The sequence below is a fragment of the Streptomyces lasalocidi genome (assembly GCF_005280215.1).
GTDB lineage: Bacteria > Actinomycetota > Actinomycetes > Streptomycetales > Streptomycetaceae > Streptomyces > Streptomyces longwoodensis.
This window is the reverse complement of the sequence record NZ_SZNQ01000001.1, coordinates 344938-365631: the sequence shown is the minus strand read 5'-3', so window position 1 is coordinate 365631 and position 20694 is coordinate 344938. Positions and strand designations below refer to the sequence as shown.

Annotated in this window: 20 protein-coding genes; 11 read left to right on the top strand and 9 right to left on the bottom strand. The window is 72.6% G+C overall.

What is annotated here, in order from left to right; translation table 11 throughout:
- Nucleotides 1-333: 333 nt before the first annotated feature.
- Complete coding sequence (locus E4U91_RS01255; RefSeq protein ID WP_137304790.1) at nucleotides 334-2145, top strand: glycosyltransferase family 4 protein; 1812 nt, start codon at nucleotides 334-336, stop codon at nucleotides 2143-2145.
- Here the strand turns inward: E4U91_RS01255 and E4U91_RS01250 are convergent.
- Nucleotides 2132-3220, bottom strand: a complete 1089-nt coding sequence (locus tag E4U91_RS01250) for an epoxide hydrolase family protein (protein ID WP_137304789.1) — start codon at nucleotides 3218-3220, stop codon at nucleotides 2132-2134. The genes E4U91_RS01255 and E4U91_RS01250 overlap by 14 nt on opposite strands.
- Nucleotides 3221-3340: 120 nt before the next feature.
- Here E4U91_RS01250 and E4U91_RS01245 point away from each other — a divergent pair, with 120 nt between their 5' ends.
- Complete coding sequence (locus E4U91_RS01245) at nucleotides 3341-3841, top strand: MarR family winged helix-turn-helix transcriptional regulator (RefSeq protein WP_137304788.1); 501 nt, start codon at nucleotides 3341-3343, stop codon at nucleotides 3839-3841.
- A 44-nt stretch (nucleotides 3842-3885) separates the two neighbouring features.
- On the opposite strand, the gene E4U91_RS01240 is transcribed toward E4U91_RS01245, so the two are convergent.
- A complete protein-coding gene (locus tag E4U91_RS01240) occupies nucleotides 3886-4749 on the bottom strand; it encodes a LysR family transcriptional regulator (protein ID WP_137304787.1) in 864 nt (287 codons plus the stop codon).
- A gap of 309 nt (nucleotides 4750-5058) precedes the next feature.
- Here E4U91_RS01240 and E4U91_RS01235 point away from each other — a divergent pair, with 309 nt between their 5' ends.
- Nucleotides 5059-5931 carry an aldo/keto reductase family oxidoreductase gene (locus tag E4U91_RS01235; protein ID WP_137304786.1) on the top strand — a complete coding sequence of 291 codons (873 nt, stop codon included), beginning with the start codon at nucleotides 5059-5061 and terminating at the stop codon, nucleotides 5929-5931.
- A gap of 72 nt (nucleotides 5932-6003) precedes the next feature.
- On the opposite strand, the gene E4U91_RS01230 is transcribed toward E4U91_RS01235, so the two are convergent.
- From E4U91_RS01230 to E4U91_RS01215, 4 genes are all read right to left on the bottom strand, one after another.
- A complete protein-coding gene (locus E4U91_RS01230; RefSeq protein WP_241678461.1) occupies nucleotides 6004-6366 on the bottom strand; it encodes a hypothetical protein in 363 nt (120 codons plus the stop codon).
- A 43-nt stretch (nucleotides 6367-6409) separates the two neighbouring features.
- Nucleotides 6410-6841, bottom strand: a complete 432-nt coding sequence (locus E4U91_RS01225; RefSeq protein ID WP_137304785.1) for an ATP-binding protein — start codon at nucleotides 6839-6841, stop codon at nucleotides 6410-6412.
- 163 nt (nucleotides 6842-7004) lie between these two features.
- Nucleotides 7005-7784 carry a class I SAM-dependent methyltransferase gene (locus E4U91_RS01220; RefSeq protein WP_137310600.1) on the bottom strand — a complete coding sequence of 260 codons (780 nt, stop codon included), beginning with the start codon at nucleotides 7782-7784 and terminating at the stop codon, nucleotides 7005-7007.
- A 49-nt stretch (nucleotides 7785-7833) separates the two neighbouring features.
- Nucleotides 7834-8739 (bottom strand): helix-turn-helix transcriptional regulator, encoded by a 906-nt coding sequence (locus E4U91_RS01215; RefSeq protein ID WP_137304784.1) that lies wholly within the window; start codon nucleotides 8737-8739, stop codon nucleotides 7834-7836.
- Nucleotides 8740-8825: 86 nt separating this feature from the next.
- Between E4U91_RS01215 and E4U91_RS01210 the strand changes: the two genes are divergently transcribed.
- Entirely contained in the window at nucleotides 8826-9608 is a 783-nt protein-coding gene (locus tag E4U91_RS01210; RefSeq protein ID WP_137304783.1) for an SDR family NAD(P)-dependent oxidoreductase, read from the top strand.
- 52 nt (nucleotides 9609-9660) lie between these two features.
- On the opposite strand, the gene E4U91_RS01205 is transcribed toward E4U91_RS01210, so the two are convergent.
- Entirely contained in the window at nucleotides 9661-9933 is a 273-nt protein-coding gene (locus tag E4U91_RS01205) for a hypothetical protein (protein WP_241678808.1), read from the bottom strand.
- Between the two features lie 163 nt (nucleotides 9934-10096).
- Here E4U91_RS01205 and E4U91_RS39880 point away from each other — a divergent pair, with 163 nt between their 5' ends.
- The 5 genes from E4U91_RS39880 (at nucleotide 10097) to E4U91_RS01185 (ending at nucleotide 16240) form a co-directional block, all read left to right on the top strand.
- A complete protein-coding gene (locus tag E4U91_RS39880; RefSeq protein ID WP_354006245.1) occupies nucleotides 10097-10180 on the top strand; it encodes a putative leader peptide in 84 nt (27 codons plus the stop codon).
- 131 nt (nucleotides 10181-10311) lie between these two features.
- Nucleotides 10312-11697, top strand: a complete 1386-nt coding sequence (locus E4U91_RS01200; RefSeq protein WP_137304781.1) for a sulfite oxidase — start codon at nucleotides 10312-10314, stop codon at nucleotides 11695-11697.
- A gap of 174 nt (nucleotides 11698-11871) precedes the next feature.
- Nucleotides 11872-12225 carry a hypothetical protein gene (locus E4U91_RS01195; RefSeq protein WP_137304780.1) on the top strand — a complete coding sequence of 118 codons (354 nt, stop codon included), beginning with the start codon at nucleotides 11872-11874 and terminating at the stop codon, nucleotides 12223-12225.
- Between the two features lie 264 nt (nucleotides 12226-12489).
- A complete protein-coding gene (locus E4U91_RS01190; RefSeq protein ID WP_137304779.1) occupies nucleotides 12490-15474 on the top strand; it encodes a carbohydrate binding domain-containing protein in 2985 nt (994 codons plus the stop codon).
- Nucleotides 15475-15577: 103 nt separating this feature from the next.
- The gene (locus E4U91_RS01185; protein ID WP_137304778.1) at nucleotides 15578-16240 is read left to right on the top strand and encodes an alpha/beta fold hydrolase; all 663 of its coding nucleotides are present in this window, start codon (nucleotides 15578-15580) and stop codon (nucleotides 16238-16240) included.
- Nucleotides 16241-16256: 16 nt separating this feature from the next.
- Here the strand turns inward: E4U91_RS01185 and E4U91_RS01180 are convergent, their stop codons facing one another.
- Together E4U91_RS01180 and E4U91_RS01175 are read right to left on the bottom strand one after the other, a co-directional pair.
- Nucleotides 16257-17903: a peptidoglycan-binding protein gene (locus E4U91_RS01180; RefSeq protein WP_137304777.1), complete on the bottom strand. Its 1647-nt coding sequence runs from the start codon at nucleotides 17901-17903 to the stop codon at nucleotides 16257-16259.
- Between the two features lie 95 nt (nucleotides 17904-17998).
- Complete coding sequence (locus E4U91_RS01175) at nucleotides 17999-18454, bottom strand: peptidoglycan-binding domain-containing protein (RefSeq protein WP_137304776.1); 456 nt, start codon at nucleotides 18452-18454, stop codon at nucleotides 17999-18001.
- A 289-nt stretch (nucleotides 18455-18743) separates the two neighbouring features.
- On the opposite strand from E4U91_RS01175, the gene E4U91_RS01170 reads away from it, so the two are divergent.
- Nucleotides 18744-19583, top strand: coding sequence for a peptidoglycan-binding protein (locus tag E4U91_RS01170; RefSeq protein ID WP_137304775.1), 840 nt, complete (start codon nucleotides 18744-18746; stop codon nucleotides 19581-19583).
- The gene (locus tag E4U91_RS01165; protein ID WP_137304774.1) at nucleotides 19580-20545 is read left to right on the top strand and encodes a helix-turn-helix domain-containing protein; all 966 of its coding nucleotides are present in this window, start codon (nucleotides 19580-19582) and stop codon (nucleotides 20543-20545) included. The genes E4U91_RS01170 and E4U91_RS01165 overlap by 4 nt, the downstream gene beginning before the upstream one ends.
- Nucleotides 20546-20694: the final 149 nt, after the last annotated feature.

Sequence of the window (20694 nt, the reverse complement as noted above, 5' to 3'; positions counted from 1 at the left end):
CGGCCCCCGCATCGCTGACTAACACCCCTCGCACGACCACTCAAGGGAGCCACCGTGTCCCGCGCCCACCCACATGACCCGGCCCGACGACTGCCTCGTGCCGCCCTCCTGCGCCGACGGCGATCCGCTGGTCGCCGCCCGCCGCGCCTTCTTCACCCGCTCCCCGGTCGTACGGTGGCGGCCCGGGCCGTCCCCGGCGGGTGGTGACGACCTCGCCCTGCTGCTGGAGGCCGAGTACGGGCTCATGCCCCGAGGCGCGGCGCACGGCCGCGCGGCCGGACTCGGCCGTGAGGACGTCGCGGTGGCTCCCTCCGGCAGGCGGCCCGGCTCGGCGTGCCGCTCACGCCCGAAGCGCTGCTCGCCCACACAGGGGAGGGACCGCGGACCGCGGCGGTGCTCGCCGACCTGTGGCCGGGCACCGTCCGCGCGCACGGCCCGGAGTGGGGCCGTGACGCGCTGCGCCACGCACTCCTGCGGCTCGCGCCCGGCTCGGCACACGCGGCGGAGCTGCTGGACCTTGCCACGACGACCGGGCTGTGGCCCCTCGGCCCCGAGGAGGCGGCGCGCCTCGCCGGGAACGGGCGGCGCGCCACCCGGCACGCCCTCTGGCGCCATCTGCACAGCCATCCCGAAGGCGGCCGGCTGCTGCCGCCGGTCACCGAGGCGGCCGACCCGTACGAGGCCCTGCTGCTGAGTCGGGACCTCACCCTGCCGGACGGGCCGGGCCGGGGACCCGGTCCGCTGGTGGCGCAGAACATGCTGCTGGGCGGCTTCGACACCCCGGGGCAGGGGGCCAGTGGCGGCTTGTCCGTGCTGCTGGGCGCCCTCGGTGACGCCCTCGCGGACCTCGGCTCCCTCGCGGGCGTCCTCACGATCGTCACCGCCGGGCACGCCGAACTGGCGTCGGGTGACGGCCTGCTGAGCGAGCGGCACGCGGGGCACTGGGTGCTCCGGCTGCCGGTGGACTCCGACGGGCCGCCCCCGCAGCACCGGTTGGCGGAGCACCGGCCGGCGCTGGCCTGGTGGGCCACCCGGCTGCTCGGCCTGCTCGGGCGGCCCGTGGACGTCCTGCACGTGCGCTACGCGGACGAGGGCAGCCTGGCCCTCGCCCAGGCCGCCGACGGCGTCGACGCCCGGCTGGTGTTCACCGCGACGCCCGATCCGCACCGCCGCCTCGTGGAGAGCCACCGGCAGGCGGACCCGCGCGACCCGGGGCGGGCCCATCGCCTCCGCGACGACCTGCACCGGGTCTACCTCGCCGACCGCCTCGTCGACCGCGCCGCCACCGTGGTGGCGATCCCTGGTCCGAGCGGCACCCGTGACCTCGTGCGGCACTTCCCGCTGCTGGCCGCCCGCCACGGTCCCGCCGGCCCGCCCGCACCCCCGGAGGGCATCGCCCCCTACCGACCGGCCCAGGACGAGGAGGCGGCTCGACGTGACCTGCTCGCCGAACTGTTCTCCGGCGGGCACCGCCCGGACGGACTCGCGCCCACCGACCGGGACCTGCCGCTGCTGCTGTGCGTGGGGCGCCTGCACCCCGTCAAGCAGCAGGACGTGCTGCTGCGCGCCTGGCTCGCCGCCGGCCTGTGGCGCACCAGCACGCTGGTGCTCGTGGGCGGTGCGGCCGAGCTCCCCACCGCGGAGGAGGAGCACATGCGGAAGGCCCTGTGGTCCCTCGTCGTCGGCCGTCCCGAGGCGGCCCGGCGGCTGGCGGTACGCCCCGCCCTGCCCAACGAGGCGGTACGGCGCCTGGAACACGCCCTGGGCGACCCGGCGCACGGGCTGCGCGCCTGGTACGTGTGCCCGAGTGCCAAGGAGGAGTTCGGCCTCGCCGTCCTCGAGGCGATGGAGGCGGGGCTGCCCGCCGCCGGCCCGCGCCGCGGGGGAGTGGCCCACTACCTGCGCGACGGCGTCAACGGCGTGCTCCTGGACACCGCGTCCGCGGCCACCCTGGCCGAGGACCTGGGGCGGCTGGTCGCCCTGCCCGAGTCGCAGCGCTCCCGCCTGGCCCGCGCCGGGCGGGACACGGTGAACGCCCGCTTCCCGGTCTCGGGCATGGCCGAGGCGCTGGCAGAGCTCTACCGGGAGACCGGGACGGCAGGGACGGCAGGGATGGCAGGGACGAGGGTCCCTAGTCCCGCTTGAGGCCGGAGAGGAAGAAGTCCCGCACGTCCCCGGTGAACAGCTCGGGCACCTCCATCGCGGCGAAGTGGCCCCCTCGGTCGAACTCCGACCAGTGCCTGATGTCGTACAGGCGCTCGGCGAGCGGTCGTACCGACTGGGTGATGTCGTGCGCGAACACGGCCACGCCCACCGGGACCGGGCAGGGCGGGGCCTGCCGCTGCGACTCGCGGGCGAGGCGAGCCGAGGAGGCAGCGGTGGCGGTGAGCCAGTACAGCGAGACGTCGGTGAGCATCCGCTCGTCGTCCACGGGCGTGCCCGGGTCGGTCCACTGCGCGAAGCGCTCGGCGATCCAGGCCAGTTGGCCGACCGGTGAGTCGGTCAGGGCGTAGCCGAGGGTCTGCGGGGTGGTGGCCTGGAGCGCCTGGTACGGCGGGCGGTGGGCCATGAGCTGCCTGACCTTGTCCAGCCGGGCCTCGTCCGTGGGGGGCAGGACGACGTCGGCGTGCGGGTCCGGCCGGGTCGGCAGGTAGTTGACGTGCACGCCGACAACCTGCTCGGGTGCCACCGCGCCGAGCGCCAGGGAGATGCCCGAGCCGAAGTCGCCGCCCTGTGCCCCGTAGCGCTCGTATCCGAGACGGCGCATGAGTTCCGCCCAGGCCCGCGCGACCCGCAGGACGTCCCAACCTCGCTCGTGGGTGGGGCCGGAGAAGCCGAAACCCGGGATGGACGGGATCACCAGGTGGAAGTCGCGCGACAACGGCTCGACGACGTCCAGGAATTCGAGGAAGGAACCGGGCCAGCCGTGCGTGAGGACCAGCGCGAGCGCGTCCGGCCTCGTGGACCGGACGTGGACGAAGTGCACGGTCTGGCCGTCGATCTCGGTGGTGAAGTGTGGCAGTTCGTTGAGCCGGGCCTCGTGCGCGCGCCAGTCGTACCCGGTGCGCCAGTGCTCGGCGAGTTCCCTCAGCCGGGCCAGCGGAAAGCCGTAGTCCCACCCGGCGTCGGCGACCTCGTCGGGCCAGCGGGTGCGGAAGAGCCGGTCGGTCAGGTCGTCGAGGTCGGCCTGCGGGATGTCGATGCGGAACGGCTCGATCATGGGTGCGCTCCATAGTCGTTGATGGCGTAAACGTTTAGGTAACGAACGTTCGTCGCGCTAACGAAGGTAGACTGTTAGTGGCACTAACACAAGAGGCGTCAGAGGCGGAGGCCCCACCCCATGAGCTCGACCCCCGAAGCCACCCCGGCCCGGACCCCGGAAGCCACTCCGGCCCGGCTGCGCGTCATCCCCAGTCGCCTGCTCGCCGGTGCCGCGGCCGTCGGCGAGCGGCTCGTCGGGGACCGCCTGGCCCCCGAGGGCGCTCACAAGTGGCACTTCGCCGTCCTGGTCGCGCTCGACGAGGCCGGCGCCGCCAGCCAGGCGGAACTGAGCCGCCGTACCGGCATCTACCGCAGTGACATGGTCGCGGTGCTCAACCAGCTGTCCGACGCCGGCTGCATCCGCCGCGACCCCGACCCGGCCGACCGCCGCCGCAACGTCATCACCCTGACCCCCGCCGGCCGGCGCCGCCTGGAACGCCTCGACGCCCTCATCGCCGATGCCCAGCGGGAACTCCTCGCCCCGCTCACGCCGGAACAACAGGACGAACTCACCAGTCTCCTCGGCATCCTGACGGACCATCACCGGCCACAGCACCCGGGCCGGGCGGACGAGGAGTAGCCCACCCGCCCGGCCCGGGAGTCACCGGGTGTGCGGGGACCGGCTCACAGCCGGGTGGCCGTGCGGATCAGGGCCGCCAGGGCGAGGGAGCGGCTGTGCGCCGGCCAGGCGATGTGGGTGACCACCGGTGGCGCGTCCGTGAGCGGAACGGCGGTGTGCTCGGCCCACAGCCAGGCGCGCGCGGACTCGGGGAAGACGGCCACGGTGCGGCCGAGGGCGATCAGCTGGGCCAGCTGCGTCTGGTCCCGGATCTCCGGGCCGGGCCCGGGCGGATACGCGCCGTCCCGTGCCCAGCGGGCGAGCGGGAGGTCGGGGACGTCGGTGACCTCGGCCACGGTCAGTGACCCGCGTGCGGCGAGGGGGTGTCCGGCCGGCAGGATCGCGATCTGCCCCTCGGTCACCAGCTCCTCGCTGTCGAACCCGGCGAGGGAGTTGAACGGCGCGTGCATGAGCGCCACGTCGGCGCGGCCGTCGCGCAGCATCTCGCCCTGCTCGCAGGTGCCGCTCGGCAGCACCTCGACCTCGGCGGCGCCGGGTTCGGCGGCATAGGCGTCCAGAATCTTGTGCAGCAATTCGTGCGACGAGCCGGCCTTCACCGCGAGCACCAGGCGGTTGCGGGAACTCCCCGTCCCGTCCGCGCCGCCGGCCCGGCGGGTGCGGCGGACGGCGGCGGTGGCCGCGTCGAGCGCCGCCCGGCCCTCCTGCAGCAGCATCTCCCCGGCGCCGGTCAGGGCGACCCCGCGCCGGTCCCGCTCCAGCAGACGCACGCCGAGACGCCGTTCGAGCTGCTGGATCGCCCGCGACAGGGGCGGCTGGGCCATCCCGAGGCGTTCGGCGGCGCGGCCGAAGTGCAGCTCCTCGGCCACGGCGACGAAGTACCTCAGCTCGCGGGTCTCCAGGGCGTCCACGGCTCCAGCCTACGCCTGTGATACCTCCCGGGTATCACAGGCCACCGGGCCGGTATTGGATGCGTCCGGCACCCGCGGGTGACCATCGACGGCAGGGACAGGGGGCCGTCCGCGCCGGTCACCGCGAGGGCGCCATCCGCGCCGGTTACCGGGGTGCGGCACGCGACCGTGGTCTCCGCGCGGGCGGCCTTCGCGCGGGCGGCCTTCGCGCGGGCGGAGACCGGCGAGCACCGCGCACGCCCGACACCCGATCCACCCGACAGGCGGCTCTTCGGCACGCCTCGCCCACAGAAGGACGCAGACACCACCATGAACACGCCCTCCACCCCACTGCCCGGCGGCACCTGGACCCTCGGCGACCTGACCGTCAGCCGCTTCGGCTACGGCGCCATGCAGCTCGCCGGCCCCGGGGTCATGGGACCGCCCGCCGACCACGACGGCGCGCTCGCCGTCCTGCGCGAGGCCGTCCGCCTCGGGATCACCCACATCGACACCGCCGGCGCCTACGGACCCCGTGTCACCAACCGGCTGATCCGGGAAGCGCTCCACCCGTACCCCGACGCCCTGCACATCGTGACCAAGGTCGGCGCCGTCCGCGACGAGCAGGGCGGCTGGCCCCCGGCCCGGCGGCCGGAGGACCTGCGCCGTGCCGTCGAGGAGAACCTGGAGGACCTCGGCCTCGACGCCCTCGACGTGGTCAACCTCCGGGTCGGCAACGCCCTGGGCCCCCTGCCCGGCTCCCTCGCCGAACCCTTCGAGACCCTCGTCGAACTCCAGCAACGGGGTCTGATCCGGCACCTAGGGGTGAGCAACGCGACCGCGGACCAGGTCGACGAGGCGCGGCGCATCGCACCGATCGTGTGCGTGCAGAACCTGTACAACCTGGCCCACCGCCAGGACGACGACCTGATCGACGACCTCGCCGCGCAGGACATCGCCTACGTGCCGTTCTTCCCGCTCGGCGGCTTCAGCCCCCTGCAGTCCACGGCCCTGTCCGCCGTGGCCGAGCGGCTCGACACGACGCCGATGTCGGTCGCGCTGGCCTGGCTCCTCCAGCGCTCGCCCAACATCCTGCTCATCCCCGGCACTTCGTCGGTGGCGCACCTGCGCGAGAACGTCGCCAGTGCGGGACTGGCCTTGCCGGAGGACGCGTTGGCCGAGCTGGACAAGATCGGCGGCTAGGAGGGGGATGGGATTGGGGCGGCCTGATGAACGCCCCCTCAGAACCACTCCGACCGGGACCACTGACCGGGACTATTGCGGCGCAGGGGTGCGCCGCGCCGTGCGGAAGTCGTAACAGGCCCACCCGACGACCGTCGCGGCGCCCGCGAGGCCGGCCACGACGATCCGCAGGGGCCCGCTGGTCAGGGCGACGGCCAGACCGACGACCAGCGCTCCGCCCAGCATGATCAGACGGCTGACGTACCGCTGCCGGGGCGACTGCGGGTCCTCGCGGTCCTTGAGGTCGTGCACGGCGTCACGGGCGGGGTGCGCCGACCCACGGCGCACCCGGGCGCGGTACGTCAGCCCGTAGGTGATCACCGCGTACAGCGCAACGGCGGCCAGGGTCCACAGCCAGGTGTTGGGGTCGTCACTCGATCCTCGTGCCAGAAGCATGACGCCTGTCCTCCACAGGGAACTTCACCGGTGCGCCGAACGCTCAACTGCCGCTTGCCTGCGCCTGGGCGGCGGCAGCGGGGCCGGCGGGACGGAAGCACGCCGTCACCGTCTTGCCGTGCCGCTGGCACTTCGTTCCCCACTCGTCGGCGAGTTCGCGCACGATGGCCACGCCGCGTCCGGAGACCGCGCCCGGCTCGGGATCGCGCGGCCGGGGCAGCGACGGGTCCTCGTCGTGGACGCTGACCTGGAGGCAGTCGCCGTCCCAGGTGAGGACCAGCTGGGCGTCGCTGTGCGCATGGACGTGCGCGTTCGTGATCAGCTCGGACACCGCCAGCACGATGGCGTCCACCGTGTCCGGTTCGGCGGCCGTCCACGGCAGGGACTCCAGCCGCCCGCGCGTCCACTCCCGGCCGGCGCGCACTCCCTGGGACATGGGGAACGAGTGCGCCCACCCCTTCGCCTTCACCGCCACGGTCCGTCTCCCTTTCCTCGGTCCACCGAGCAACGCTTGCACGCGCTGCGTGTACCCGGCCGCGGACCTGACAGGCATGACGTCACCCTTCCGTGAGAGGGGGGCGGCATCAGGGGCTGGGACCGGTCACCTCGGTGATCGGCGGGGCGCGGTGCACGTCCGGTCAGCGGTCTCGTGGGAGCCGGTAGACCGAGACGTGGGAGCGCGAGTCGGCCGTGAAGTCCGAGCCGGACCAGTCCGCGTGCCTGGTCTCCAGTTCGAAACCGGCGAGCTGGGCCATCAGGTCCAGCTCCGCGGGCCAGATGTAGCGGTGGGGGCTGCGCCCCAGCTCCGCCTTCCTCGTCCCGTCGAAGCGGAAGTGGTGGGACACGACGAGCTGGTTCAGTACGTCGTAGGTGTCCAGACCGATGTACCCGGGCTCGCACGCCCACACGGTGGCGGCCTGCCCGGGTGGCAGCTTGCGCAGCTCCGGCACCCAGAGTTCGATCACGAACCGGCCCCCGGGCCCGAGATGCCGGGCCGCGTTGCGGAAGCAGTCGACCTGGGCGGACTGGCTGAGCAGATTCGAGAGGGTGTTGTAGACGAGGTAGACCAGGCTGTACGTGCCGGGAGCGGTGGCCGTCGCCATGTCGCCCATGACGACCGGGATCGTCGCCTCGTCCGCCTTGGTGCGCAGCCGCTCCACCATCGGCCTCGACAACTCGATGCCGGTGACGGGCACTCCGCGCTCGGCGAGGGGGACCGCCACCCGGCCGGTTCCGACGGCGAACTCCAGCGCCGCTCCGCCGTCGGCGAGCTGGGCGAGTCGCTCGACGGCCGGTCCCAGCACCTCGGGCGCGAACATGCCGGAGCCGGGTGTGTCGTAGCGCTGGGCGGTGTCGGTGTCCCAGATGTTCCCCGCGTCCGCGCCCTCCGCGCCCTCCGCGCCCTTCACGTCCTTCATGTCGTCCACGCCATCCACGCCATCCACGCCATTCACGTCGCTCATGGCATCAACGCTCGATGCCGACGTGTCGGGTGTCCATCGAATATCGCTGAGAGCAGGACCGCTGCCGGTAGTTGCCGGCCTCCGTGCCCAGCACGTCCAGCAGGGCCAGTGCCTCGGCGCTGGGGGACCCGGGCGGGGCGCTGTAGAGCACGAGGTGCTGGTCGCGTTCGGTGAGGGCGAGCGTGTCGCAGTCCACCGTGATCTCCCCGACGGCCGGGTGGCGGAAGGTCTTCGTGAGCATCGGCGCGGCGTGCACGTCGTGCCGCTCCCACAGCCGGGCGAACTCCCGGCTTCCCTCGCGCAGTTCGTCGACGAGTCCGGTCACGTCGGGGTCCGCCGGGTAGCGCGCGAGGGTGGAGCGCAGCTGCCTGACCGCGTGGTGGCGGAACTCGGCGGCGTCGGAGATGCCGTAGAGCGGCGCCCCGTCGGTCCTCGGTCCGAGGAAGACCCGGCGGGCGAGGTTGCGGTCCGCCGGCGTGAGGGGCCCGAAGTCCTCCATGAGCGCGGCTGCCAGGTCGTTCCAGGCGAGCACCTCGAACACGGCGGACGTCACGAAGGCTGCCGTCCTGGGGAGCCGTTCGAGCAGCGCGAGGATGCTCGGGCGCACGTCGCGCCGGTGCATCCGGGCACGGGTGGGCGCGGTCCCCGCGAGGACGTGCAGGTGGTCGGTCTCGGCGTCGGTCAGTCGCAGCGCGCCCGCGATCCCGGCGAGCACCTCACCCGACGGCCTGGGCGCCCTGCCCTGTTCCAGCCGGACGTAGTACTCGGTGGAGATGTGCGCGAGCACCGCTGCCTCCTCGCGGCGCAGGCCCGGCGTGCGCCGGCGCGGTCCGGAGGGCAGACCCACGTCCTCCGGCCGCAGCCGCTCACGGCGGCTGCGGAGGAACGCTCCGAGCTCCTGTTTGTCCATACCCCAAGTCTGCATGCCGCCCGGCCACGGATCCTGGTACAGCCTGTGCCTCCATCCGGCCCGGCGGCCGATCCCAGACTGGGGCCATGACGAACACCACCGACATCGCACCCATCGGCCTGCTGACCGGCAAGGTCGTCTTCATCACCGGCGCCAGCCGCGGCATCGGGGAGGCCGCGGCCCGGCTCTTCGCCGCCGAGGGCGCGGCCGTCGTGCTGGCCGCCCGCAGCGCGGAGGCCCTCGACCGGCTCGTCGGCGAGATCCGCACCGACGGCGGCACCGCCGACGCCGTCACCCTCGACCTGGCCGACCGGGCCGGCATCCGCGCGGCGGTCGACCGGGTCGGGGAGCTGCACGGGCGGCTCGACGGCGCCTTCAACAACGGCGCGGCGATCCAGCAGCCCGGTCCGCTCGACACCACGAGCGACGAGGACATCGACACCCAGTTCGCCGTGAACTTCCGCTCGCACTGGACCGCCATGACCGCCGAGGCCGACCTCATGCGCCGCAACGGCGGCGGCGCGATCGTCAACACCTCCAGCATCGGCAGCCGCCGCGCGAACCCCGCGCTGCCCGCCTACGGCGCGATGAAGCGCGCGCTGAACAGCCTCACCGAAACCGCCGCCGTGACCTGGGGCCGCGAGGGGATCCGGGTGAACGGCATCACGCCCGGCGGGACCGCCACGGCGATGATCGACGAGTGGGAGGCGGTCTCCCCGGGCATCATCGCGCGCAACACGGCGGCCACCCCGCTCGGCCGCATGGCCGAACCCCGCGAGGTGGCCGAGGCGGCGGCGTGGCTGCTCAGTGACCGTGCGTCGATGGTGACCGGTGCGATCGTGCCGGTGGACGGGGGCGCGGGCGCCTGAGCGCCACCCGGGCGGGGGAGCGGCGGCCCGCACTCGTGCCTCTGCCCCTGCTTCAGGTGAGAGCTTGGTAGGCGGGGGACGGGTGGGCCAGCTCCGGGTGCTCCGACGCGTACCGTTCGCCGTGGATCGCCTGCATCGCCCAGTGCCACGCCTCGTCGTGGAAGACGAGCGTGCGGTACGGGTCGTCCTCTGCTTCGTACGGGTTCTGCTCCGCAGCGGCTCGGTGGGCCTCCGCCGGCGTCAGCCCACCGTGATACTGCATCACCCACGCGTAACCGCGCCGTTCGGCCCGCAGGTACTCGAGGTACTCCGCCTCACTCACCATCACGGCTCCATGCTAGGCGGCCCACCGACCGTCCTCAGGTCATCAGCATGGGGGAGGTCTTCGGGCGGGTCGTGCTGACGCCCTTACGATTGGTGCACAGGGAGTTTCCCCCAGCAGAGCTGACTCCGTTGACACCCCGCCCCCGCCGTGCTTGCATCCCGCCATGCCGTTCCCGACCCCCCTGACGCGCCGCCGTGCCGTGGACCTCGTCCGTGTGGCTGCCGCGCTGTGTCGGGTGAACGTCTGATCTCGCGCGCCCTCTGAGCAACGTCCAATGTGCCCGCCTCTGGGCCTTGTTGGCGTGTTCTCGCCCGGTACCACCCATGTCGGCCGGGCCCTTGCCACGCTCCAACGCCGCCCCCACCCCGAGGACCCGCCATGCCCTCTCCCGCCCACCCCGGTGACCGTCACGAGACCGACTACGACCGCCGCAGGCTGCGCCAGTGGCTCGCGGGGGAGGCCAAGGCCGACGGTGTCAGCCGTCGACGGCTGCTCACCCTGCTCGCGGCGACCGCCACAGCTACCGCTGCGGGGACGGGACTAGGTGTCCCCAAGTCCGCCTCTGCTGCGGAGACTTCACTCGGTACCCCCAAGTCCGTCTCCGCCGCGGCGACGGCACTCGGCACGCCCACGTCCGCCTCCGCCACGGAAACCGCGGTCGGCGTCGCGGACCGGACGATTCTCAAGCCGCTGCCGCCCGAGTGGTTCATCGAGCGCGGCACCAACGCCGAGACCCGCTGGGAAGCGCTGCGCGGAACCGGTCACCACACCCCCAACGAGCTGTTCTTCGTCCGCAACCACACGGCCACGCCGGTGCTCGACGCCGGCGACTGGCGCCTGCGGCTGTGGGGGAGTGGGCTGCGCGGGGCGCCCGGTGAGGACCGTCCGGTGGAGTTCGGATACGACGACCTGCGGGCCCTGCCGGCCGTCACCCGCACCGCGTTCGTCGAGTGTGCGGGCAACGGCCGCTCCTACTACACCACCCAGCAGGGCGAGGCGGTCGCCGGCACCGCGTGGACGCTGGGGGCGATCGGGGTGGCGCGCTGGCGTGGGGTGCGCCTGTCCGACGTCCTGCGCCGGGCCGGGCTGTCGTGCCACGCCGTCGACGTGCAACCGCGCGGGTTGGACGCCGAATACGTCAGCGGCGGCGAGAGCCTAGGGAGGGTCCGCCGGCCGCTGCCGCTGGCCAAGGCGCTCGACGACGTGCTGCTGGCGTACGAGATGAACGGTGAGCCGCTGCCGCACGACCACGGCCACCCCGTGCGGGTGGTGGTGCCCTCCTGGGTCGGGATCGCCTCCATCAAGTGGGTCGGCGACATCGAGGTGTCCGCACAGCCGCTGTTCTCGCCCTGGAACACCACCTTCTACCGGTTGTTCGGTCCCGCCCATCCCGAGGGCGGCAGTGCGCCGTTGACGCGGCAGACCATCAAGAGCGCCTTCGAGCTGGCGAGCGGGGCGACCTTCGCGGCGGGGCGCAGGTACGTGCTGCACGGGCGGTCGTGGTCCGGCGCGGGTGCCGTCGCCCGGGTCGAGGTCAGCACGGACGGCGGAGCGACGTGGCGGCCCGCCCGTCTGCACGACCACCCGCGCGCCGACACCTGGACCCGGTGGTCCCTCGACTGGCGGCCCGATGCCCCGGGCGCGACCCACCTCCTGGCCCGTGCCACGGACACGGCCGGCCGCACGCAGCCGGACCGCGCCGTACCCAACACCCAGGGTTACCTGTTCGACGGGGTGGTCCGGCATCCGGTGAGCGTCGTGTGACGCGCGGTCCACTCGCCGATCTCTTCCGCCCGTTGTGAGTGCTGTGCCGTCATCGCTGGTCATGCGGCTGGGCCGGGGTGCGGAAACCGTGTGGCCGCCGCGTGCACCGTGCCGGTATCGTCCGGGTACCCGACCCGCCGCCGCACCGGCGGCCGCCTCCAGAGAGTGACGCACATGACCAGCCGGCGAGCGACGACGACCTTGTGGCGCCCCACCGGCCCCAAGGAGCTGGATCTGGTGCGGGAGTCGAACTGGCGCGCTTGGCCGCCCCGGCTGCCCGAGCAGCCGATCTTCTACCCGGTCCTCAACGAGGACTACGCGATCAGGATCGCCCGCGACTGGAACGTGCCGCACGACGGCGTCGGTTACGTCACGCGTTTCGACGTCGAGTCGGCGTACCTGAGCCGGTACCCCGTCCAGCAGGTCGGCGGGCGGACGATCCTCGAACTCTGGGTCCCGGCCGAGGAGCTGGACGAGTTCAACGCCCACATCGTCGGCGAGATCCAGGTGGTCCACGAGTTCCGCTGAGGCACCCTTGGCCGGGGCCCGTACCTGCCGGGTCACCCGGAACCCCGTCGCGCCCCCTCGCATTCCTGCGCGAACCCTTTACGCCCCCCGTGCCCACGAGTAATCTCCCCACGCCTGCAAGCAGTTGCTGGAAATTGCAGCAATGCGATGCAGCGCAGGTACACCGTGCAACCGGGCACCGCACGACCCGAGACGGACCCCGAGCAGGTCGGGGTCCGTCGGTGTCCGCTCTCCCTGGCCCCTCCCCACCCCACCAGGAGCCGCATGAGACGCCAACGCTCCCTCGCCCAGCCCTGGGCGGCCGGAGCCCTCGCCGCAGCGACGCTCGTCCTGCCCCTCACCCTCCCCACCACCCCCGCGGCCGCCACCACCTCCGCGAACGCGGCCGCGACCGGCACCACGGCCACCGTCTTCTACTACACGAAGACCAAGAACTGGACGGACCACTACCTCCACTACGCCCCCGACGGCGGGTCCTGGACCACCGTGCCCGGGACGCGCATGCAGGCCGCGTGCACCGACTGGGTGAAGCTCACGGTCGACCTGGGCTCGGCCGCCGGGCTCCAGGCCACGTTCAACAACGGGAAGGGTGTCTGGGACAACAACGGCGGCCGCAACTACGCCCTCGGCACCGGGGACATCACCGTCAAGGACGGCGTGGTGGCCCACAGCGACCCGTGCGCCGGCTCCGGCGGGACCGGCACCGGGGCCGGCAACCAGGCCACCGTCTACTACTCGACCGAGACCCTCGGCTGGACCACCGCCAACCTCCACTACGCCCCGGCCGGGGGCGCCTGGACCACCGTACCGGGCGTGGGCATGGAGGCGGCCTGCGCCGGCTGGTGGAAGAAGACCGTCGACCTCGGCACCGCGACCTCGCTCAAGGCCGCCTTCAACAACGGCAACGGCGTCTGGGACAACAACAACAGCGCGGACTACGCCCTCGGGACGGGGACGAGCACGGTGAAGAACACCACCGTGACCGCGAACGCCAAGGACCCGTGTGCGGCCGCCGGGCCGGACACCAGGGCACCCAGCGTCCCGGCCAACGTCCGGGCGAGCGCGACGAACACCTCCGTGGTGGTGTCCTGGGACGCCGCCACCGACGACACCGGCGTGACGAAGTACCAGGTCACCCGGACCGGCGGCACCCGAGGCACATCGGTCGTCGACGCCGGTTCCACGGTCTGGTCCGACACCGGCCTGGAGGAGGACACCACCTACGCCTACACGGTGAAGGCGGTGGACGCCGCGGGCAACACCTCCGCCGCCTCGGCCACGGTCACCGCGACCACCGGCAAGAAGCCGGCCACCCCCGCCGCCGGCAGCCCCCTGGGCACGGACCCGCGCAAGGACACCATCTACTTCGTCCTGACCGCCCGCTTCTACGACGGCGACAGCACCAACAACCGCGGCGGCAGCCAGCACGCCAAGTCCGGCAACGCGGCGAACAACGACCCCATGTTCCGCGGCGACTTCAAGGGCCTGGTCGAACGCCTCGACTACATCAAGGCCCTCGGCTTCTCGGCCGTGTGGATCACCCCGGTCGTGCTCAACCGCTCCGACTACGACTACCACGGCTACCACGGCTACGACTTCTACAAGGTCGACCCGCGGCTGGAGTCCACCGGCGCCTCCTACCAGGACCTGATCAACGCCGCCCACGCCAAGGGCATGAAGATCTACCAGGACGTCGTCTACAACCACAGTTCCCGCTGGGGCGCCAAGGGCCTGTTCACTCCCACCGTCTACGGCGTCCGGGACAGCCAGTGGAGCTGGTACTACGACGAGAAGAACGAGGGCTTCGAGTACGACGGCCTCACCGTCGAGCCCAAGTCCGGCAAGGCGTACTACAACGGCGACTTCTGGTCGACCGCCGAGCCCTCCGGCAACACCTGCCTCAACTGGGGCAAGCCCACCGGCGGGAGGAGCGCGGAGGGCTACACCCTCTACAACTGCCAGTGGCCGAGCCCCACGTCCGGCATGTTCCCCAAGGCGTACTACCACCAGTGCTGGATCGGCAACTGGGAGGGCGAGGACTCCCGTTCCTGCTGGCTGCACGAGGACCTGGCCGACTTCAACACCGAGAACATGCAGGTGCAGAACTACCTCATCGGGGCCTACGACAAGTACATCGACATGGGCGTCGACGGCTTCCGCGTCGACACGGCCGTCCACATCCCCCGGGTCACCTGGAACCGCCGTTTCCTGCCCGCCGTCCAGGAACGCGTCACCCAGCGCTTCGGCGCCGAGGCGGCGAAGAACTTCTTCGTCTTCGGCGAGGTGGCGGCGTTCGTGAACGACAAGTGGAACCGCGGCTCGGTCAACCACTCCGCCCAGTTCTACACCTGGAAGGAACGCAAGGAGTACAGCGCCGACGACACGGCCGCCGCGCTGGAGCAGTACACCTACGAGAACGACCTGGGCACCGCCAACCAGCCGACGTCCACCAACGCCTTCCTCGAGGGCAACGCGTACCACACCCCGGACCACAGCAGGTTCTCCGGGATGAACATCATCGACATGCGCATGCACATGAACTTCGGTGACGCGCACAACGCGTTCAGCAACGGCAAGGACTCCGACGACAGCGTCAACGACGCCACGTACAACGTCGTCTACGTCGACAGCCACGACTACGGTCCCAACAAGTCGAGCACCCGCTACGCCGGAGGCACCGACGCCTGGGCCGAGAACATGTCGCTGATGTGGACCTTCCGCGGCATCCCGACCCTGTACTACGGCTCGGAGATCGAGTTCCAGAAGGGCAAGCAGATCGACTGCGGCCCCACCTGCCCGCTCGCCACGACCGGACGCGCCTACTACGGCGACCACCTCGCCGGCACGGTCACCGCCTCCGACTTCGGCACCGTGGCCTCCGCGAGCGGCGAGGTCGCCACCACCCTCGCCCAGCCGCTGGTGAAGCACCTGCAACGGCTGAACCAGATCCGCAGGGCCGTCCCCGCGCTCCAGGCGGGGCAGTACTCCACCGAGGGCATCTCGGGCGGCATGGCGTACAAACGGCGCTACACCAGCGGGAGCACCGACAGCTTCGCGCTGGTCACCGTCACCGACGCGGCCGCCTACTCCGGCATCCCCAATGGCACGTACCGGGACGCCGTGACCGGCGACGTGAAGACCGTCACCAACGGCTCCCTGAGCGTCGCGGCCCCCGGCAAGGGCAACCTGCGGGTGTACGTCCTCAACGGCCCCGGGAAGATCGGCGCGGACGGCCCGTACCTCAAGTAGGGACACCGGCCGACGGCCCCACGGCCACCGGCGCGCCGGGCGGGACACCGTGTCCCGCCCGGCTGCCGGACGCACACTGGGGTGCGGAGGAGAGGAGAAGCCCATGGCGACGTTCGTCCTCGTGCCCGGTGGCTGGCACGGCGCATGGTCGTTCGAGCAGGTGGTCCCGCTGCTGGAGCGAGCCGGTCACACCGTGCACGCCCTCACCCTGACCGGGCTGCGGCCCGAGGACGACGAGGCGACGGTCGCGGCCGCCAACCTCGACACCCACGCCGACGACGTCCTGCGCCTCCTCGACGAGGCGCGCCTCACCGGGGTGACGCTGGTCGGCCACAGCTACGGCGGCATGGTGATCTCCGTCGCGGCCGACCGTGCCCGCGGCCGCGTCGAACGCCTCGTGCACCTCGACGCCTATGTGCCGCGGGACGGCGACTCGTGCTGGTCGTCCACCACCGAGGCCTACCGGCAGGCGTTCCTCGCCGGGGCCGCGAGCACCGGATACTCCGTGCTGCCGCCGGCCGGCGGCGATCCCCGCCGCCGGCCGCACCCGCTCGCCTCGTTCGTGCAGACGGCCCGGCTGACCGGCGCCGTCGACGAGGTGCCGCTGCGCGAGTTCGTCTACTGCTCCGGCTGGGAGGACCGCACTCCCTTCACGGACCTGCGGTCCCGGCTCCGGGCCGACCCCCGCTGGCGGGTGAGCGAGCTGCCCACCGGCCACAACGCGATGCGGGAGGACCCGGACGCCGTCGCCGCGCTCCTGGCGTGACCCACGCCGCGGTCGCTCAGCGGACCCGGATGAAGACCACGTCGTAACCGCTGTTCGTGGAACGGTTCTTGACGTAGACGCCGTCGCTGCCCCCGTTGGGGTTGCTGGTGTTGCCCTCGACGGTGGTGAACGACGAGCCGCCGGACACCGTGCGCACGATGCCGATGTGCTCGTTGCCGCCGGTGAAGTCGCTCCCGCCGTCCCAGTCGAAGGCCACGATGTCACCGGGCTGGGGGTTGGTGGTCACCGACAGGTGGTAGTTGCCGGCCCGGGCCTGCCTGACCCAGCCCTCCACGTAGGAGTTCCGGTAGGAGCTGGCGCCGGTCTGCTTGGCCACCCAGCTCACGAACGTCGCGCACCAGGCGTAGTTGCTCGTGGACAACGACAGCCCCACGGACGCCCCGTAGCTGTTCGCGCGGGCGCTGCCCTCGACCGTGCCGACCTCGGCCGCCGCCACGTCGAGGATCTTGGCGTAGCCGCCACCCGGGGCGGGCGACGACGGCGGGGTGACCGCGCCGTACAGGGCGGCCTTCGTGTTCGGGCCCACGTGGCCGTCGACCGCGAGACCCTTCTCGGCCTGGAAGTCCCGGACGGCGCTGTCGGTGAGCGGACCGAAGTCACCGTCGACGGCGAGATCGGCACCGTGGTGGTTGAGCAGGCTCTGCAACTCCGTGACGCAGCCGCTGCGCTGGCCCTGCACGATCTCGTTCGGGCAGGAGGCGGAGGTGAGGTTGACCGGCGCCGGGGCGCCGTTGCCGCCGCCACCGCCGATGTTCGCGTACAGGGCGGCCTTGGTGTTCGGACCGACCTGACCGTCGGCGGACAGGCCGCTCGCGGACTGGAACGCCTTCACGGCCGTCAGGGTCTGCGGGCCGAAGCTGCCGTCGACGCCGACGCTCTGGCCCTTGCCGTTCAGCAGGGACTGCAGCGTGGCCACGCACCCGCCGCTCTGCCCCTCCACGATGTTCTCCGGGCAGGACGCCGACCGCAGGTCCAGGCCCGTGGACGGGGACTCGTCGGTGTCGTACAGCGCCCGCTTGGTGTTCGTGCCGACCTGACCGTCGGCCGTCAGCCCGTGGGAGGACTGGAAGCTGCGGACGGCGCTCGCCGTGCCGGCGCCGAAGTCACCGTCGACGTCGACCGCGTAGCCGTGGTGGACGAGCAGCCGCTGGAGCTCGGTGACGCAACCCCCCTTGGCTCCCTGGACGATGTTCGCCGGGCAGGAGGAGGAGTTGAGGTTGACGGGGGCCGGCGCCGAGCCGCCGGTCGCGTACAGCTTGCCCTTCGTCGCGGGCCCCACCCGGCCGTCCACGGCGATGGCGGTGGCGGCCTGGTACTCACGGACGGCGTACAGCGTGGCCGCTCCGAACTGCCCGTCCACCGTCAGACCGGCGCCGTGCGCGTTGAGCAGGTTCTGCAACTCGGTGACGCAGCCGCTGGTCTGGCCCTGCACGATCTCGTTGGGGCAGGACGCGGAGGTCAGCCTGACCGGCGCCGGAGCGGCGGCCGCCGGGTGCGCGCCGAGCACGAGTCCGGCCGAGACCATGGCCGCGGTGGCGGCGAAGGCCCCGACGCGGATCCGCCAGCCGGTTGCGGCACGGCGCGTGGCCGGCTGGGGTGAGTGTCCGTCTTCGGTACGGACGAGGGGGGCGGGTCTACCCATGACGGCCGGGTTCTCCTTCAGTTGGGGGGTAACGAGCGCCGCGGCCCGTCCTTGCGGATCAAGGACGGGCCGCGGTCGTGTTCGGGGTGACTGGCTCAGGCGGCGAAGCGCTTGAACGCCGCCCGGGTGCCCGAGCCGGCGATGCCGTCGATGTCACCGGTGTAGCCGTAGTCGGCCTTCAGCAGGCGCTGCAGGGCCTTGATGGTGTTGGGGCCGGGGTCCCCGTCGATCTCACCGGTGTAGCCCCAGTACCTGGCGAGGCACCGCTGGAAGGCCTTCCAGCTGTTGGTGCCCAGCTGCCCGTCGATGGAGCCCGTGTAGCCCCAGTAGTCCGCGAGGAACTCCTGGACGTTCTTCGCCTCGGCCGTGCTCAGGCCGAAGTTCTGCGTCGCGGCCAGGGCAGCGGCCTGCGCGGCCGTCGCCGTCTGGGCGGTGGGCACGGTCGCCGCGGGGGCCGCGAAGCTGGTGCCCGCGGTCGCCACGGTGCCGGCGGCGAGGCCGGCAACGGCCACGAGGCCGGCGATGGTCCTGCCCAGAGCGTTCGGTCGCATGCGTTCCTCTTTCGGTCGTGGGGTGTGCGCGCCGCTCCCGTCTCTCCCGCCCGACGGGAGTGGCGGCGAGACCAAAGGTGCCGGGCCCGCGGACCCGACGGCCATACCCACGGGCCAGTTGACGGCCGAACGGGACGACCACCAACCTGACCTGCGACGACACCGTCCGGTGGGACGGCTCGGCGGGACGGCCCGTGGATCCCCTGTGACAGATGTGGCGGGCTCATGCAGAATGCGCAGCAGCGGAAGGGGGGCCGCCGACCACGCTCGTGACCGCTCTGGGGGAAACATGCCGCGCTCCAAGGCGCTGCCCGCCGAACTAGACCCTCATGCTCAGCAGTTGGTGACCGGCTTACGCCGACTGAAGGACCGCGACGAGCTGACCCTTCGTCACCTCGCGGCCAAGACCGGCTACAGCGCCAAGTCCTGGGAGCGGTACCTGGGCGGTACGTCCCTGCCGCCCCGCGAGGCGGTGGAGGCCCTGGCCCGGATCACCGGCGCCGACCCGGCCCCCCTGCTCGCATTGCAGGAGATAGCCGCCGACTCCTGGGACAGCCGCCGTGGTCGGCCCTCGGGAGAAGCCCCGCCCGCGGAGCAGGACGCAGAAGGTGAAGCAGCGGAGCCAGGGGCAGCCGACGGAACGGAGGCAGTAAGGGAAGGGGAGCAGGAATCACCGGGCCGGCCTACGGCACCTCCTCCCGCCGTCCCCGCCCGCTTCCCGCACCTGGCGATCACGGCGGGCCTGGCCGTCCTGGTCGTGGCCCTCGGGACCGCGCTGCTGCTCGTGCTGCTCCTCGATGACGACGCCGCTCCCCGCCACGTCGCCACGGCGCCGTCCAGCACCGCGGCGTCGACACCGCCCGCCTACACCTGTCACCTCGCCCGCGTCGACGGCCGGTGGGCGGCCGGGCTCAACCAGGGCCGTGACACCGAGATCGGTTACGGCGCCACGGGCGCCGACGTCGCCGAGGCGCAGTGCCTGCTGCGCCGGGCGGGCATCTCACCCGGCGGCATCGACGGCATGTTCGGCCCGCTGACGCTGCGGGCGGTCAAAACGTTCCAGGCGCGGGCGGGCCTGGTCGCCGACGGCATGCTCGGACCGCGCTCGTGGAAGGCGCTGCGCGGATGACGCGGAGCGCACCCTCGCCGCCGGGCGCCCGACTGGCGGCCGTGCTGCGGAAGTTGAAGACCCGCACCGGCCTGAGCCTGGCCCAGCTCGCGGACGCGACCACCTTCAGCAAGTCGTCCTGGCAGCGGTACCTGAACGGCGGGAGCCTGCCACCGCGCAGCGCGGTCGTCGAACTGTGCCGTCTCGCGGGCGAACTCGCGGACCACCCGCTGGCCCTCCTGGACATCGCCCGCACGGACCGGACGTCCCACGGCACGGAGCCGCCCGCGGCGGAGCCACCGGTCCCACCGGGGGTTCCCACCGGACAGGGCGCCGGTGGCCGGGCGGAGATCTCGACCGCGTCCCCGGCCACCGCCCCGGCCGGCACCACCGCGAGCGACACAGCACCGACCGCCCCCGATCCGGCCGACCCCGTCCCCGACCAGCCCGCCCCGCCCCCGCACCGCCGCACCACCCTCCTCACCGCCCTCGCCGCGCTGCTCGCCCTGGTCCTCGGCGGACTCGTCCTCCTGCACCTCCCCGCACAGCAGCCCGAGCAGGCGCAACCCGCCCCCACGCCCACCGCCTCCACCACCGGCCCGCTCTGCCGGCACCGCTCCTGTCAGGGCGAGGACCCGCTCACGACGCGCTGCGGCGCCGACCCGCTGACGCTCGCCGAGCACGAGACCGCCACGGGCGCCTGGATCCAGATCCGCTACAACCCCGTGTGCGGGGCGAGTTGGGCCCGGATGTGGGGCGCGGCGATGGGTGACCGGGTCGAGTTCCGGGCGGGCGGCGCCCCTGGCCAGGTCCACGGCGCCCGGGTCACCAACCGCGCCGAAGCGGACACCTACGTCCACACCCTCATGAGCGTGGTGGACCTTCGTACATCGTTGCAAGCCTGCTTCATCCCGGCGGCGGGCGGCCCGAAGGAGTGCTTCGGGGCCGTCGCCGGCGTCGCGACGGCCGGAACGGCCCGCTGACCGGCGGGGATCCATCACCCGCTGCAACGAAGCCCGTTGAAGGTGTGGACAGAGGGAAACGCGCGTGATCTCATGCGCTCGGACCGTCATGACAACGTTGTAAATGGCCCCAGGGAGCATGCTGTGCGACCAACGCCTTCGAGATGGCC